The organism is Streptomyces clavuligerus (assembly GCF_005519465.1).
Classification (GTDB): domain Bacteria; phylum Actinomycetota; class Actinomycetes; order Streptomycetales; family Streptomycetaceae; genus Streptomyces; species Streptomyces clavuligerus.
Window position 1 is genome coordinate 1,499,444 of the sequence record NZ_CP027858.1, and the last position, 14,193, is coordinate 1,513,636.

16 protein-coding genes are annotated in these 14,193 nt (G+C 73.1%); 2 read left to right on the forward strand and 14 right to left on the reverse strand.

Annotated elements, in window-relative coordinates; all coding sequences use genetic code 11:
* Positions 1 to 25: 25 nt before the first annotated feature.
* From CRV15_RS05935 to CRV15_RS05945, 3 genes are all read right to left on the reverse strand, one after another.
* Entirely contained in the window at positions 26 to 244 is a 219-nt protein-coding gene (locus CRV15_RS05935; protein ID WP_003957593.1) for a hypothetical protein, read from the reverse strand.
* Positions 245 to 358: 114 nt separating this feature from the next.
* Positions 359 to 559, reverse strand: coding sequence for a hypothetical protein (locus CRV15_RS05940; protein WP_003957594.1), 201 nt, complete (start codon positions 557 to 559; stop codon positions 359 to 361).
* Between the two features lie 77 nt (positions 560 to 636).
* Positions 637 to 918 carry an acylphosphatase gene (locus CRV15_RS05945; RefSeq protein WP_003957597.1) on the reverse strand — a complete coding sequence of 94 codons (282 nt, stop codon included), beginning with the start codon at positions 916 to 918 and terminating at the stop codon, positions 637 to 639.
* Between the two features lie 192 nt (positions 919 to 1,110).
* Here CRV15_RS05945 and CRV15_RS05950 point away from each other — a divergent pair, with 192 nt between their 5' ends.
* Positions 1,111 to 2,034, forward strand: a complete 924-nt coding sequence (locus tag CRV15_RS05950) for a CAP domain-containing protein (RefSeq protein ID WP_029183066.1) — start codon at positions 1,111 to 1,113, stop codon at positions 2,032 to 2,034.
* Between the two features lie 40 nt (positions 2,035 to 2,074).
* On the opposite strand, the gene mutM is transcribed toward CRV15_RS05950, so the two are convergent.
* From mutM to CRV15_RS05995, 9 genes are all read right to left on the reverse strand, one after another.
* Positions 2,075 to 2,944, reverse strand: a complete 870-nt coding sequence (mutM, locus tag CRV15_RS05955) for a bifunctional DNA-formamidopyrimidine glycosylase/DNA-(apurinic or apyrimidinic site) lyase (protein WP_003961998.1) — start codon at positions 2,942 to 2,944, stop codon at positions 2,075 to 2,077.
* Positions 2,945 to 3,162: 218 nt separating this feature from the next.
* Positions 3,163 to 4,074, reverse strand: coding sequence for a ribonuclease III (rnc, locus tag CRV15_RS05960; RefSeq protein ID WP_003961997.1), 912 nt, complete (start codon positions 4,072 to 4,074; stop codon positions 3,163 to 3,165).
* A 19-nt stretch (positions 4,075 to 4,093) separates the two neighbouring features.
* Complete coding sequence (gene rpmF, locus CRV15_RS05965) at positions 4,094 to 4,267, reverse strand: 50S ribosomal protein L32 (protein WP_003957604.1); 174 nt, start codon at positions 4,265 to 4,267, stop codon at positions 4,094 to 4,096.
* A gap of 2 nt (positions 4,268 to 4,269) precedes the next feature.
* Positions 4,270 to 4,869, reverse strand: a complete 600-nt coding sequence (locus CRV15_RS05970) for a YceD family protein (RefSeq protein ID WP_003961996.1) — start codon at positions 4,867 to 4,869, stop codon at positions 4,270 to 4,272.
* A gap of 213 nt (positions 4,870 to 5,082) precedes the next feature.
* The gene (locus CRV15_RS05975) at positions 5,083 to 6,330 is read right to left on the reverse strand and encodes an ATP synthase F0 subunit B (protein ID WP_003961995.1); all 1,248 of its coding nucleotides are present in this window, start codon (positions 6,328 to 6,330) and stop codon (positions 5,083 to 5,085) included.
* 139 nt (positions 6,331 to 6,469) lie between these two features.
* The gene (gene coaD / locus CRV15_RS05980; protein ID WP_009997656.1) at positions 6,470 to 6,952 is read right to left on the reverse strand and encodes a pantetheine-phosphate adenylyltransferase; all 483 of its coding nucleotides are present in this window, start codon (positions 6,950 to 6,952) and stop codon (positions 6,470 to 6,472) included.
* Between the two features lie 26 nt (positions 6,953 to 6,978).
* Positions 6,979 to 7,581: a 16S rRNA (guanine(966)-N(2))-methyltransferase RsmD gene (gene rsmD / locus CRV15_RS05985; RefSeq protein WP_003961994.1), complete on the reverse strand. Its 603-nt coding sequence runs from the start codon at positions 7,579 to 7,581 to the stop codon at positions 6,979 to 6,981.
* Between the two features lie 86 nt (positions 7,582 to 7,667).
* A complete protein-coding gene (gene recG / locus CRV15_RS05990; protein WP_003961993.1) occupies positions 7,668 to 10,022 on the reverse strand; it encodes an ATP-dependent DNA helicase RecG in 2,355 nt (784 codons plus the stop codon).
* A 71-nt stretch (positions 10,023 to 10,093) separates the two neighbouring features.
* Positions 10,094 to 11,740, reverse strand: coding sequence for a DAK2 domain-containing protein (locus CRV15_RS05995; RefSeq protein ID WP_003961992.1), 1,647 nt, complete (start codon positions 11,738 to 11,740; stop codon positions 10,094 to 10,096).
* 255 nt (positions 11,741 to 11,995) lie between these two features.
* Here CRV15_RS05995 and rpmB point away from each other — a divergent pair, with 255 nt between their 5' ends.
* On the forward strand, positions 11,996 to 12,181 hold the full coding sequence (gene rpmB / locus CRV15_RS06000; protein WP_003957616.1) for a 50S ribosomal protein L28: 186 nt from the start codon (positions 11,996 to 11,998) through the stop codon (positions 12,179 to 12,181).
* A gap of 199 nt (positions 12,182 to 12,380) precedes the next feature.
* Here the strand turns inward: rpmB and thiD are convergent, their stop codons facing one another.
* Positions 12,381 to 13,178 (reverse strand): bifunctional hydroxymethylpyrimidine kinase/phosphomethylpyrimidine kinase, encoded by a 798-nt coding sequence (gene thiD, locus CRV15_RS06005; RefSeq protein WP_003957618.1) that lies wholly within the window; start codon positions 13,176 to 13,178, stop codon positions 12,381 to 12,383.
* On the reverse strand, positions 13,175 to 14,143 hold the full coding sequence (locus tag CRV15_RS06010; protein WP_003961990.1) for a thiamine-phosphate kinase: 969 nt from the start codon (positions 14,141 to 14,143) through the stop codon (positions 13,175 to 13,177). Before CRV15_RS06010 ends, thiD begins: the two co-directional genes overlap by 4 nt.
* Positions 14,144 to 14,193 lie beyond the last annotated feature (50 nt).

Here is a 14,193-nt window from a genome sequence, read left to right on the forward strand (position 1 = left end):
TCTTGCGCGATGGATGCATCCACGCTCAGGTGAGCGCGGGCTCCGCCTTGGATACGTCGATGTCGATGCCGTCCAGCAGCGACTCTCCGGGGTGCTGTGCGATGGCGGCGTTCAGCGCGTCGTTCTCGGACTGAATCCGTACCAGCTCGGATTCGAGGTCCTGGACGCGCTGCTGCAGCCGTCGCATCTCGGCGAGGAGTCGCGGATCGGAACCGCCGACGTAACCGAGAAGCGCCTTTGCCATGATGGATGGTCCTCCACACTGAGTGACCGACCGATGCGGTGTGGGTCGTGAGGGATTCGCACCCGCGGTGCTCGACAGTGCTGGGGTACTGCTCAATCGCTGCGGTTCTTACTGTCAAACAGTTAAGGTGCGCGGGGCTTCCAGAGTCTCACCAAAAAGTTTGACGGTCAACACGATCACACCCCGGATGAAGGGGCGAACCCGGGCGGGCGCGGCCTCCGTGATCATGGAAGCGGCCTCGGGCCCGGGGCCCTGGGGTGTGGTGATCATTTCTTCTGCCGCAGCGTCGCACGAACGGCCGATCTTGGCAACCACCTGCTGTTTCTGCCGACGGCACGGACCCGGGGCAGGGGGGTGGACCAGGCGCGGCGACCCCCCTGCCGACGGCGGGATCAGCGGATCGCGAAGTCCTCGTAGCCGCCCCGGGGTGTGCCCCATATCTCGGTCACCCCGTCCACACGACCGGGTGTGTCGCCCGAGCGGAGCCACTCCAGCAGACGGTGGCAATTCTCACGTGACCCTTCCGCCACAACCTGCACACGGCCGTCGTCAAGGTTGAGGGCGAATCCGGTGAGCCCGCCGATCTCCAAAGCGTTTGCCCTGGTGAACCAGCGAAAGCCCACTCCCTGTACTCGACCGCGTACCCAGGCGGTCAGCCGCGCAATGTCGTCCATAGGGGCACCGTAGCCGTCCGCGGTCCCGGGAAACGCCCGGTGGGCCCGTTCACCGTCACCCGTATGGCGTACAGTCCCGTCGCAATGAACGTCGCCCGTTCGGACGAGGTTCACCCCCACACCGTCGGCGGGGGCCGGGGCGCGTCACCCATACGGGCGCTGTTCGCCGCCGCGTACAGGAAGGCACAGCAGATGGGACGGCACCGGCGCTCCACCGGGCGTACGCCACGACCCGTTCGCACGGGACTGCTCGGCGCTTCCGCGGCCATGGCGGTGGGCGCCGTCGCCGCAGCCTCCGGACTGCTGCCGGGCGGTGACAGCTTCACCGTGAGCGGGGAGCGCAACCCCGGCGGAACGGTCCGTACCGATGGCTCGGCCACCCTCAACACCCAGGGCGAGCAGAGCGGGGAGGCCGCCCGGGGCGACGGCGGCACCGCGGCGGAGAGCGGAAAACCCGCGCACGCGCCCTCGACCTCCCCCGCTCCGGCCACGGACGCCCAGCGCTCGGCCGAGCCCTCCCGCACGGCCCCGGCCCCCGCCGGGACGACGACGGCGCCCGAGCGGAAGACCGGCGCCCCCGCCCCGGAACGTTCCGCCTCCCCCGCGCCGGAGCGCAAGGCGGAACGTTCCGCCTCAGCGCCCGCCGCCGCGCCCGCACCGGCGAAGACATCCACCGTGAAGCCGCCCGCCCGCCCCTCGGCCCCGGCGCCCCGCCCCTCCGCTCCCTCGTCGTCCGGTCCGACGGCACTGGAGAACGAGGTGCTCGCCCTGGTCAACGAGGAGCGCGCCAAGGTGGGCTGCTCCCCCGTGCGCTTCGACGCCTCGCTCGCGAAGCTGGCCGGCGACTTCAGCGCGGACATGGCGACCCGCGGCTTCTTCTCGCACACCGACCCCGACGGCGACACCCCCTGGGACCGCGCCCGGCAGGCGGGCGTGCAGAACCTCGGCGGCGAGAACATCGCCCGGGGCCAGGCGGACGCCGCCGCCGTGATGGACGCGTGGATGAACAGCGACGGCCACCGGGCCAACATTCTCAACTGCGACTACACCCGGCTCGGCGTGGGTGTCCAGACGGGTTCCGGCGGCCCGTGGTGGACCCAGAACTTCGGCTTCTGAACGGTCCGCGACCGCGCCCCGGGCCCGGCGGCCCGGGGCGTCAGCCTCCGGCGCGCTGAGCCCGCGACGGGCGCTGGCAGCGCGGACAGAAGTAGCTGGACCGGTTCATCCACGGGCGGCGGCGCATCGGCGTCCCACAGCGGCGGCAGGGCTCGCCCTCCCGCCCGTAGGCGTCCAGCGAACGATCGAAATACCCCGATTCACCGTTCACATTCACATACAGACTGTCGAAACTGGTGCCGCCCGCCGCCAGCGCCGCGTTCATGACGTCCCGGATATGTCCCAGCAGTTCGGCCGAGCGGGGCCGGGTCAGGCTCGCCGTCGGACGCTCGTAGTGCAGCCGGGCCCGCCACAGCGCCTCGTCCGCGTAGATATTGCCGACCCCGCTGATCAGCGACTGGTCGAGCAGCGCCCGTTTGACGGTGGTGCGCTTCGCCCGCAGCGCCGCGTGGAAGGCGTCGTCGTCGAAGGCCGGGTCGAGCGGGTCGCGGGCGATGTGCGCGATCACGTCGGGCAGCCCGTCGGGGGTGTTGTCGTGCAGCGAGAGCCCGCCGAAGGTGCGCTGGTCGACGAAGCGCAGCTCGGTGCCGAGGGAGTCGTCGAAGCTGATCCGGATTCTGAGGTGCTTCTCGTCGGCGGCGTCCTCGGGCTGCACCAGGAGCTGTCCGCTCATACCGAGATGGCCGAGGACCGAGGAGTCGGTGTCGGCGAGCGGCAGCCACAGATACTTGCCCCGGCGGCGGGCGATGCCCACGCTGTGGCCCTTGAGCCGGGCGGCGAAGTCACCGGCGCCCGCGATATGGCGGCGCACGGCGCGCGGGTGCAGCACCCGCACCTCGGCGATGGTCCGGCCGCTGACCCAGCGCTGGAGTCCGCGGCGTACGACCTCGACCTCGGGCAGCTCGGGCACGGGGGCTCCTTGGGGGACGCTCGGGGTGATGCCCGCAGCGTACCGCCCTCCGCCCGGCCGCCGACCGGGGGGCGGAGCCCGCGCGGGCAGAGGCCGGGGCGGTACCGGACGGAGCGGCGGGCACGCACGGAACCCCCCGCTCCGCGGTGCTCCCGAAGGGATTCCGAGGGGCGGGGGGCCCGGTGGTACTGCGGTCGTGCCGCTGCCGCGCGGACGGATCAGGCCGTGGCCCGCTCCGTCCCCGGGGGCTCGTCCGCCACGGACGGCGTCCCGGTCGCGGCCTGCCGCACGGTGGAGGCTTCGGGCGCGGAGGCGTCCGGGGCGGTGGACACACCGGCGGGAGTCCCGTCGGTGGCCGCCTCGGCCTGCTGTGCCTCCTTGGCCCGGCGGTCGGCGGCGGCGCGGATCTCCCGCCACGCCGACTCCGCGGCCTGCTGCTCGGCCTCCTTCTTGCTGCGGCCGGTGCCGGTGCCGTACGAGACACCACCGACGCGGGCGGCAGCAGTGAAGGTCTTCTCGTGGTCCGGACCGGTCTCGGTGACCAGGTACTCCGGCACACCCAGGCCCTCGGACGCGGTCAGCTCCTGGAGAGACGTCTTCCAGTCGAGCCCGGCACCGAGGTTCGAGGACTTCTCGATCAGCGGGTCGAAGAGCCGGTGCACCAGCTCCGAGGCCGCGTCGAGACCCTGGTCGAGATAGACCGCGCCGATCACCGCTTCGAGGGTGTCGGCGAGGATGGACGCCTTGTCCCGTCCGCCCGTGCCTTCCTCGCCCCGGCCGAGGCGGATGAAGGCGCCCAGTTCCAGCCCGCGGCCGACCTCTGCGAGGGCACGCGAGTTGACCACCGCGGCCCGCAACTTGGCCAGCTGGCCTTCCGGCAGGTCGGGGTGGGTGCGGTAGAGGGTGTCGGTGACCACGAGACCGAGCACGGAGTCCCCGAGGAACTCCAGGCGCTCATTGGTCGGCAGGCCGCCGTTCTCGTACGCGTAGGAACGATGGGTCAGCGCACGTACCAGAAGGGCGGACTCCAGCCGATAGCCGAGCCGCCCTTCCAGAAGCGTGTGGGACGAGGCTGCGTTGACTGTCTTGTCGGTGTCTTCCTGCTTCTTGGCATTGGACAGCTCAGACATCGGGCCTCTCACCAGCCGCTCAGACCGCGAGGACCTGGCGCTTGTTGTAGGTGCCGCAGCTCGGGCACGCGATGTGCTGCTGCTTGGGCTCCTGGCAACGCTCGCACGAAACCAGGGTGGGGACCGCAGCCTTCCACTGCGACCGGCGGTGGCGCGTGTTGCTGCGCGACATCTTCCGCTTCGGAACAGCCACGGCTACTTCTCCTGCTTCTCGTCGACGCCCGCTTCGGCGCCGCTCATGTTGTCCTTCTCGCCGTCCTTGACGGTTTCGACGAGTCCTTGCAGTGCCGCCCAACGGATGTCGACGGCGTCGTGGTGGTGGTCCGGGTCGTCGTCCAGCCTGATGCCGCACTCGGCACACAGACCGGCACACTGCTCCCGGCACACCGGCTGCATCGGCAGTGCGAGCACCACCGCGTCACGCAGCACGGGCTCAAGGTCGAACAAGCCGTCCTTGAGGAAGAGGACGTCCTCGCCCTCGGCGTCGTCGCCGGGCTCCGCTGAGCGGTCCCGGTCATCGGCGTCGGGGTACGTGAACATCTCCTGGAACTCCGCTGCGACATCGAGGCGCACCGGCTCCAGACACCTTACGCACTCCCCCTCGGCCGACGCACGGGCGGTGCCTGTGACAAGCACCCCTTCCATGACCGACTCAAGGCGGAGCTCCAGCTCCACGGGCGCGCCCTCCGGCACGCCGATGACCCCCTCGACGCCGAGGTCCACGGGGGCGGGCACCGAGCGGGAGAGCCGCTGGAGCGCACCGGGACGCCGGCCCAGCTCGTGCGTGTCGAACACGAGGGGGTTGCGGTGGTCGAGGCGGGCGTTCAGGGCTCTTCCTGCTTTCGGATCGTGCTGCTCGTGGTGCTGGGGAGAGGGGCCGCGGCCCCTCGCTCCCGGGAGGAACCCGGGGAAAGGCGGCAGCCCGGATCGCGTGACTACGCGCGACCGAAGAGCCAGGATACTGGACGGGCCGCCCAGGACCCAATCCGGGCCGGTACCGCGATCGGCTCAGCGTCCCTGCTCATAGCGGCGGAGCTGGTCCAGGTCGATCATGCCGGTGTCGAAGAAACTCGTCTCGTCCAGTGCCGGGCCCTGCTGCCGCTGGTGCTGCCGGTCCGGCTGGGACGGGAGCTGCGCCCCGGAGGCGTCCGGGTACGGGTATCCGGACGCGCCCCCCGCGTGCGGCCCGGGGGCGTGCGGCTGCTCATGGCCCTGCTCGTGCGGCTGCTCGTAGCCCTGCTGGGGATATCCGGCGTAGGGGTCCTGCGGATAGCCGGGCCAGGACTGCTGCTCGTACCCGGGCGCGAAGCCCTGTGCCACGGGCTCCGGGTGTCCGTATCCGGGCTGCTGCCCGTACGGCTGCTGCGCCGCGGCGGCGGGTGCCACCCCGTACCCCGGGTCGTACACGGGCTGCGGGGGGACGGGGGCGGCGTCCCGTGCCCCGGGAGCGGACCGGTCGGCACGGTCGGCCAGGGCGCGGTCCGCCCGGCGGCCGGGCTCCGGGCGGCCCGGCTCCGGGTCGGCCAGCTCGGCGAGACCGGCCAGATACTCCGCGTCACTGGTGTGCAGCCGGGCCGCGCCCGACGCGCCTGCCGCGTCCTGGGCCGCCAGATGCTCGCCGAGCGCGTCCGGGGTGTGCCCCTGGAGCTTGAGCCGCCCCCGGCCGACCGCCTCCAGGGTCTTGCTGAGCACGGCCTCGAAGGCACCCAGCTTGGCGTCCACATAGGCGTCGCCCCGCTGGATCAGGGTCTGCGGGTCGGAGCTGTACTCGGGGGCGTCGGCGTCCGCCCGGCCGTCAGGACCGGCCCCCGGTCCCCGGCCGAGCAGCTTCTCCCGGCCCCGGTCCACGGACCCGATGGTCTTGGTGAGGACGACCTCGAAGTTGGCCAGCTTGGAGTCCACGTAGTCGTCCGCCTCGGCACGGATCTCCTCCGCCTCCCGGCGGGCCTCGGCCAGAATCCGGTCGGCGGCGTCCTGGGACTGGCGGGCCACCTGGCTGCTGGAGACCAGGGTGCCGCGCTCGGCGTGGGCGCCGTCGATGATCCGCCGGGCCTCCTGGTGGGCCTCGGCGACCAACTGCTCCCGGTCGCCGATCACCTCCCGCGCCTGGGCGAGCGAGCCGGGCAGCGCGGCCCGTACCTCTTCGAGCATGGCCAGCAGCTCGGCGCGGTTGACCACGCAGGACGCCGACATCGGCATGGACCGGGCGCCCCCGATCGCCCGGACGATCTCATCGAGCTTCTTCTGCACGTCCACGGTGGTCCGCCACTCTCCGCATGGTCCGTCGGGGGCCGCTCCGCCGCGGGGCGGACGGGAGGACCGACTGTACGGGCAGTGGGACCCCGCCCGACACCGCTTGACGGGCCATCGGTCCCGGCGCGGGGCCGTACGGGGGTCAGACCTCGCCGCGCAGCCGTTCGACCAGGGCCCGGTGGACGGCGTCGGGGAGCAGGTGGGAGACATCACCGCCCCAGGCGGCCACCTCCTTGACCAGGCTCGACGAGAGAAAGCTGTAGGTGGGGTTGGTGGGGACGAACAGGGTCTCGACCCCGGAGAGGCCGTTGTTCATCTGGGCCATCTGGAGTTCGTAGTCGAAGTCGCTGACCGCGCGCAGCCCCTTGACGATGGCCGGGATCCCGCGCGCCTTGCAGAAGTCGACCAGCAGCCCGTGGTGCGACTCCACGGTGACGTTCCCGTACTCGGTGGTCACCCGGCGGATGAGGTCCATCCGCTCGTCGACGGTGAACAGACCTTTCTTCGACTGGTTGATCATCACCGCGACGTACACCTCGTCGTACAGCCTGGAGGCGCGGGCGATGATGTCGAGGTGTCCGTTGGTGATGGGGTCGAACGACCCCGGACAGACTGCGCGGCGCACTGGAAGTCCCTCGCTCTCCGGTCCGGTCATGGGATGTCTTCGCACGTCGAAGCCTCGGCGGAGACCGAGGCTGCGCGACCGTACCAAAGCGTTCCCTCGCCGTAGCGCCGGGCCCGCAGCGGTTCGAAACCCGCGGGCCAGTCGAAGGTGCCGCCCCTGGTACTGCGCTCCACGGTCGCCACGGCGTCCCGTGCGATCCAGCCCCCGGACCGGAGTGTGAGCAGGATCTCCCGAAGATCGTCGTCCGTGACGGCGTAGGGGGGATCGAGGAAGACCACGTCATAGGGGTCGGCGGGGGCCGGTCCCGAGACGATCTGCTCGGCCCGGCCGGTCCGTACCTCGGCACCCGGCAGCCCCAGGGAGCGGACGTTCTCCCGGACGGTGCGGGCGGCCCGGGCGTCGGCCTCCACCAGCAGGGCGTGGGCCGCGCCGCGGGAGAGCGCCTCCAGACCCACGGCGCCGGAACCCGCGTACAGATCGGCGATCCGCAGCCCCTCCAGTCCTCCGAGGAGCGCCTCCCAACTGGAGAACAGGCCCTCGCGGGCCCGGTCCGACGTGGGGCGGGTACCGGTGCCGGGGGGCACGGCCAGGCGGCGGCCACCGGCCGTGCCGGCGATCACGCGGGTCATCTCGGTCCTATCGCGGTGTCTTCGTCGGGTGTGCGGGTGCGCCGCGGGGGCCCCACGGCGGAGAACCCCCGCTCACCGCCAGTGTCTCAGCCCTTGTCGAGGTACTGCTCGCGCTCCTTGTCCAGCAGGGCGTCCAGCGCCAGCCGCAGTCCGGGGGTGTGCTCCAGCTCCGGATCGGCCCGGACGGTCCGCACCGCCTCCTCCCGGGCCGCGGCGATGACCTCCTCGTCCTCGATGACGGCGAGCATCCGCAGCGAGGAGCGCGCGCCGGACTGGGCCTGGCCGAGGACATCGCCCTCGCGGCGCTGCTCCAGGTCGATCCGGGACAGCTCGAAGCCGTCGAGGGTCGCCGCGACCGCGCCGAGCCGGGCCCGGGCGGGGCTCGCCGCGGGCATCTCGGTGACGAGCAGACAGAGCCCGGGGGCGGAGCCCCGCCCGACCCGGCCGCGGAGCTGGTGGAGCTGGGAGACGCCGAAGCGGTCCGCGTCCATGATCACCATCGCGGTGGCGTTGGGGACGTTCACCCCGACCTCGATGACGGTGGTGGCGACCAGCACGTCCACCTCGCCCGCGGTGAAGCGGCGCATCACGGCGTCCTTGTCCTCGGGGGGCATCCGGCCGTGCAGCACACCGATCCGCAGCCCGGCCAGCGGCCCCCGTTCCAGCTCCTCGGCGATCTCCAGCACGGCGAGCGGCGGACGCTTCTCGGCGTCGGCGGCCTGTGCCTCCTCGTCGGCCGCCTTCCTCCCGGACTTCGCGGCCGCCCCCGTGCCCTCCTCCTCGTCCCCGATCCGGGGGCAGACCACATACGCCTGGTGCCCCTTGCCGACCTCCTCGCGCACCCGCTCCCAGGCCCGCGCCAGGAAGTGCGGTTTGTCGCGGGCCGGGACCACATGGCTGGCGATCGGGGAGCGGCCCGCCGGGAGCTGGTCCAGGACGGAGGTCTCCAGATCGCCGAAGACGGTCATCGCGACCGTGCGCGGGATCGGGGTGGCGGTCATCACCAGCAGATGCGGCGGCTGCTTGCCCTTGGAGCGCAGGGCGTCGCGCTGCTCCACGCCGAAGCGGTGCTGCTCGTCCACCACCACCAGGCCCAGGTCGTGGAACTGCACCTTGTCCTCGATCAGGGCGTGGGTGCCGATGACGATGCCCGCCTCGCCCGTCACCAGGTCCAGCAGGGCGGCGCGGCGGGCGGCGGCCCCCATGGAGCCGGTCAGCACCACCACCTTGGTGGCCCCGTCCGGGGCGCCCAGCGTCCCGCCGTCGGCGAGGTCGCCCATCATCTCCACGACGGACCGGTGGTGCTGCTGTGCCAGCACCTCGGTGGGGGCGAGCATCGCGGCCTGGCCCCCGGCGTCCACGACGGCGAGCATCGCGCGCAGCGCCACCAGGGTCTTGCCGGAGCCCACCTCGCCCTGGAGCAGCCGGTGCATCGGGTGCTCGGTGGCGAGATCGCCGAAGATCTCCCCGGTGACCTTCCGCTGGCCCTCGGTGAGGGTGAACGGGAGACGGGCGTCGAAGGCGTCGAGAATCCCGCCGGGGGCGGGGCGGCGGGCGACGGCGGGGAGCTGGGTGTCGGCGAAGCGCCGCCGGGCCAGCGCCACCTGGAGGACGAACGCCTCGTCCCACTTCAGCCGCTGCCGGGCGGCCTCGATGTCCGCCTTGGTGCGCGGCCGGTGCACCTTGAGCAGGGCCTCGGGCAGGGGGACGAAGCCCCGGCCCTCGCGCAGCGCGGGCGGCAGCGGGTCCGTCGCCTCCGTCCGGCGCGGAAGCACCGCGTCCACCGCCTTGGCGATCTTCCAGGACTCCATCCCCTTGCAGGCGGGGTAGATCGGGATCAGCGCGCCCGCCCAGGAGTCCACGGCCGTTCCGTCGTCATGGCCTCCGCCGCCGTCCGCGCCGTCGCCGGTGCCGAGCTTGGCGTACGAGGGGTGGGCGAGCTGGAGCTTGCGGTTGAAGACGGAGACCCGGCCCGCGAACATCGCCCGGGTGCCGGGCAGCAGCTCCTGGTGCGGCTTGTGGACCCCCCGGCCGAAGAAGACGAGCTGGAGCCGGCCGCTGCCGTCGGTGATCGTCACCTCCAGCCGCTTGCCCCGGCCGCCGTTGAACGTGTGCACCCGGGCGTCGGCGACCTGGGCGACCACCGTCACCTCCTCGTCGAGGGGCAGCTCGGCGAGGCGGGTGAGCCGCCCGCGCTCCTCGTAGCGGCGCGGGTAGTGGTGGAGCAGGTCGCCGACGGTGCGCAGCCCGAGCTGTTCGCCGAGCACCTTGGCGGACGCGGGGCCGAGGGTCCTGGTGAGCGGCTCGTCCAGCGGATCGGACCGGCGGGCGGTCAGGGGCTCGGCCACCGGCTCCGGGGGACCGGCCGCCGCGGGCCCGGCGGGCCGGTTCCCGCTCCGGGGCTTCTTCTGGATCTCGTCAGACGCGGACACACGGTCCATTGCACACCACGGCACCGACAATGGGCGCCCGGCCCGGCCCCGCGCCCGGGTCCGCGAGCCCCCGGAACGGGTTACTCCACCCCGATGAGCAGCAGCGGGGAGCCCCGGCCCGCGTGGTAGGTGACGGTGTCGACGGCGAGATGGGTGTCGCGGACATGGCGCTCCAGCCGTTCGGGGGCGGGCGCGGGAGCCGGGGCGGCGTCCCCGAGGACGAGGGTGACGAGTTCGCCCCCGGCGGCGAGCATGCGGTCGAGCACGGCGAGGGCGACCTCGGTGGGATCGCCGCCGATCACGGCGACGTCGCCGTCTATGAGACCGAGGACGTCCCCCGCCTGGCAGACGCCCGCCGAGGTCCACGACTGGCGCTCGGCGACGGTCAGCTCGGCACAGCGGGTCGCCCCGGCGGCGGCGGTCATGGCAACCACGTCCTCGTCGAAGCGGCGGTCCGGTTCGTGGACGGCGAGCGCCGCGAGGCCCTGCACGGCGGCGCGGGTGGGGACGATGGCGACCCTGATCCCCTCGGCGCGCGCCTGGTCGGCGGCGGCGGACGCGGTGTGCCGCAGCTCGGCCGCGTTCGGCAGCAGGACCACCTCGGGGGCGTGGGCGCGGCGGATCGCGTCGGCCAGCTCCCCGCTGGCGGGCGGCTCCCCGGGGCGGGCGACCACGGCCCGGGCCCCCGCCCCGGCGCACAGCTCCGCGAGACCCTCGCCGGGGACGACCACGACGACGGCCCGCCGCCCCTCCTCCCGGGGCCGCGGGAGCGGGTCGGGGGCCGGTGCGCCCCCCGTTCCGAAGTGGGTGACACGGATGCGGTGGGGACGGCCCGCCTCGACGCCCGCCTCGATCGCCGCGCCCGCGTCGTCGACATGGACGTGCACGTTCCAGAGTCCGTCGCCGCCGACCACGACCAGGGAGTCCCCGAGGGCGTCGAGCCGGGAGCGCAGCCGGGCGACGGCGGTGTCGTCCGCCTCCAGGAGGTAGATCACCTCGAACGCGGGGCCGCCGTCGGCGCAGGCGGCGCGGGGCACCGGGACGCCGGTGTGGCGGACGGGGCCGGGCGCGGGCTCCTGGCCCGAGACGGCCGCGACCAGCGCGCCGAGCACCGCGAGCAGACCCCGGCCGCCCGCGTCCACGACGCCCGCCCGGCCGAGGACGGCGAGCTGGCCGGGGGTGGCGTCGAGCGCGGCCCTCGCCCCCTCGTAGGCGGCGCGGGCGGCCCGCACGGTGTCCTCGGGCGGCTCCACGGCCCCGGCGGCGTCCGCCGCGGCGCCCGCCACGGTGAGGATGGTGCCCTCGACGGGGTGCGCGACGGCGTCCCGGGCGAGGACCGCGGCCCGGCGCAGCGCGCCCGGCAGATGGTCCCCCGCGCCGACGCGCTCGGCCACGCCCCGCAGCAGTTGCGCGAGGATCGTGCCGGAGTTGCCGCGGGCGCCGATGAGGGCCCCGTGGGCCATGGCCCGTACGGTGTCGGCCACATCCGGCTCGTACGCGGCGGTACCGGGCTCGTGCGCCCGGGTGCCGTGGGCGGCGAAGACCGCCTCCACGGCCTGGGCGGCGGACTCGACGGTCAGATAGAGGTTGGTGCCGGTGTCACCGTCCGCGACCGGGTAGACGTTGATCGCGTCGATGTCCGCCCGTTCCCGGCCCAGCGTCGCGAGCGCCTTCGCGCACCAGGTCCGTACCGCTGCGGCGTCGAGATTCTGCGGCGTCTGCGGCACCTGGGGTCCTCCTTGAGCGGCCGGGCGGGCGTGGCGGCGGGTCGCACCGCAGGGTAGACCCCGTCCGGCGGTGGACGGCCGGGTGGGGGTGGGGCCCGGCCGTGGTAGTTTCGTACTGCGGATGCAGGCGTTGTATGCTGCTCCGGTTGCCCGATGAAAATCGGGCCGTCCCCCGGCAGGCCACCGATTTCAGCCCACTGATTTCCGGCACGCCGGATTTCACTGTAAGTGCATCTGAAGTCTTTGGAGTGTCCCGTGGCTGCCAACTGCGACGTCTGCGGCAAGGGGCCGGGCTTCGGCAACAACATTTCGCACTCGCACCGCCGTACGTCTCGTCGCTGGAACCCGAACATCCAGCGTGTGCGTGCCGTGGTCGGTCGGACGCCGAAGCGGCTCAACGTCTGCACCTCGTGCATCAAGGCCGGCAAGGTCTCGCGCTAATACCGACCTCGACGTCGTAGCGCAGCCCCTGCGGTTGCCTTGAAAAGCCGGTTCACCTCGGTGAACCGGCTTTTTGCCATGCTTTTTTTCCGTATCCGGACGGCCGCGATGCAGCCCCCGGGCCCGCTGAACGCGACAAGGCCCGTCCCCCGGTCCTGAGGATCGGGGGACGGGCCTTCGCGCACGGGCGGGAAACGGCTCAGGAGAGCGGCTGCCGGAAGCGCCAGCCGTGGTCGACCGGGCCGATGCCCCCGCCGAGCGGGAACCCGGCCGCGATGGCTCCGGTGATGTACTCCTTCGCCGCCCGGACCGCCTCGGGCACGGTGAGCCCCTTGGCGAGCCCGGCGGCGATCGCGGAGGCCAGGGTGCAGCCGGTGCCGTGGGTGTGCCGGTTGTCGAGCCGGGGGGCCCGCAGCCAGTGCTCGTCCGTTCCGTCGGTGAGCAGGTCGACGGCGTCCCCGGGCAGATGTCCGCCCTTGATCAGCACCCAGCGCGGCCCCAGGGCCAGGATCGCGTGGGCCGCCTCGCGCAGGCCCCGCTCGTCGACGACCTCGACGCCCGTGAGCTGGGTCACCTCGTCCAGGTTCGGGGTGGCCAGGGTGGCGGCGGGCAGCAGCAGCCCGCGGACCGAGTCCAGCGCGGAGCGGGCGAGCAGCGGATCGCCGTGTTTGGAGACGCCGACGGGGTCGACCACGACGGGCGCGTCCGTACCGGCGATCAGTTCGGCGACGGTCTCGACGAGCGAGGCGGACGCCAGCATCCCGGTCTTCACCGCCTGGACGCCGATGTCGTCGACGACGCTGCGGTACTGGGCGCGGACCGCCTCGGGCGGCAGCTCCCAGTAGCCCTGGACCCCTCGGGAGTTCTGGGCGGTGACGGCGGCGATCACGCTCATGCCGTGGGTGCCGAGCGCCAGCATGGTCTTGAGGTCGGCCTGGATGCCGGCCCCGCCGCCGGAGTCCGATCCGGCGACGGTCAGGACGAGGGGCAGTCTCACGATCCCTCCGAGGTTCCGAAGTGGTCCCAGCCGCCCTTGCTGTGCCAGGGCGCACCGTCCACGGTGACCTGTGGCAGCGCGGAGGGGTGCAGCACCTCTCCGATGACCTTCCAGCGGGCGGGCAGCTTGGTGTCACGGGGGAAGGTGGCCACGATGGCGTGGTCCTCTCCTCCGGTGAGCACCCACTGGAGCGGGTCGACACCGACGGCCTGGCCGATGTCGTTCATCTGGGTGGGGACGTCGATGGCCGCCGAGCGCAGATCGATGCGGACCTTGCTCGATTCGGCGATGTGTCCCAGGTCGGCGATGAGTCCGTCGCTGACGTCGCACATGGCGGTCGCGCCGAGACCGGCCGCCGCGGGGCCCGCGTGGTACGGGGGCTCGGGGCGGCGGTGCGCCTCGACGAAGGCGCGCGGGGAGCGGAAGCCCCGGGAGAGCACCGCGTGCCCGGCGGCGGACCAGCCGAGCCAGCCGGTGTACGCGACCACGTCGCCGGGCTGGGCGCCCGCCCGGGTGACCGGCTCCTGGCTGCGCAGATCCCCGAGCGCGGTGATGGCGAGGGTGATCAGTTCGCCGCGGACGACATCGCCGCCGACCACGGCGGCGCCCGCGACCTGGCATTCGTCGCGGATGCCGTCCATCAGCTCGGTGGCCCAGGTGACGGGCAGCTCGGCCGGGACGACCAGCCCGAGCAGGAGCGAGGTGGGGACGGCGCCCATGGCGGCGATGTCGGCGAGGTTCTGGGCGGCGGCCTTGCGGCCCACGTCGTACGCCGTGGACCAGTCCCGTCTGAAGTGGCGGCCCTCCAGGAGGATGTCCGTGCTCGCCACGACCCTGCGGTCGGGCGCGGCCACGACGGCGGCGTCGTCACCGGGTCCGATCCGGACCGCGGGGGTGGCGGTGAGCCGGGAGGTCAGCTCTCTGATGAGCCCGAACTCCCCCAGCTCGCCCACAGTGCCCTTCACCGAAGTCCCACCTCTCCATCGCCCGCCGACCGTCCGGCGCAACCCTCGTA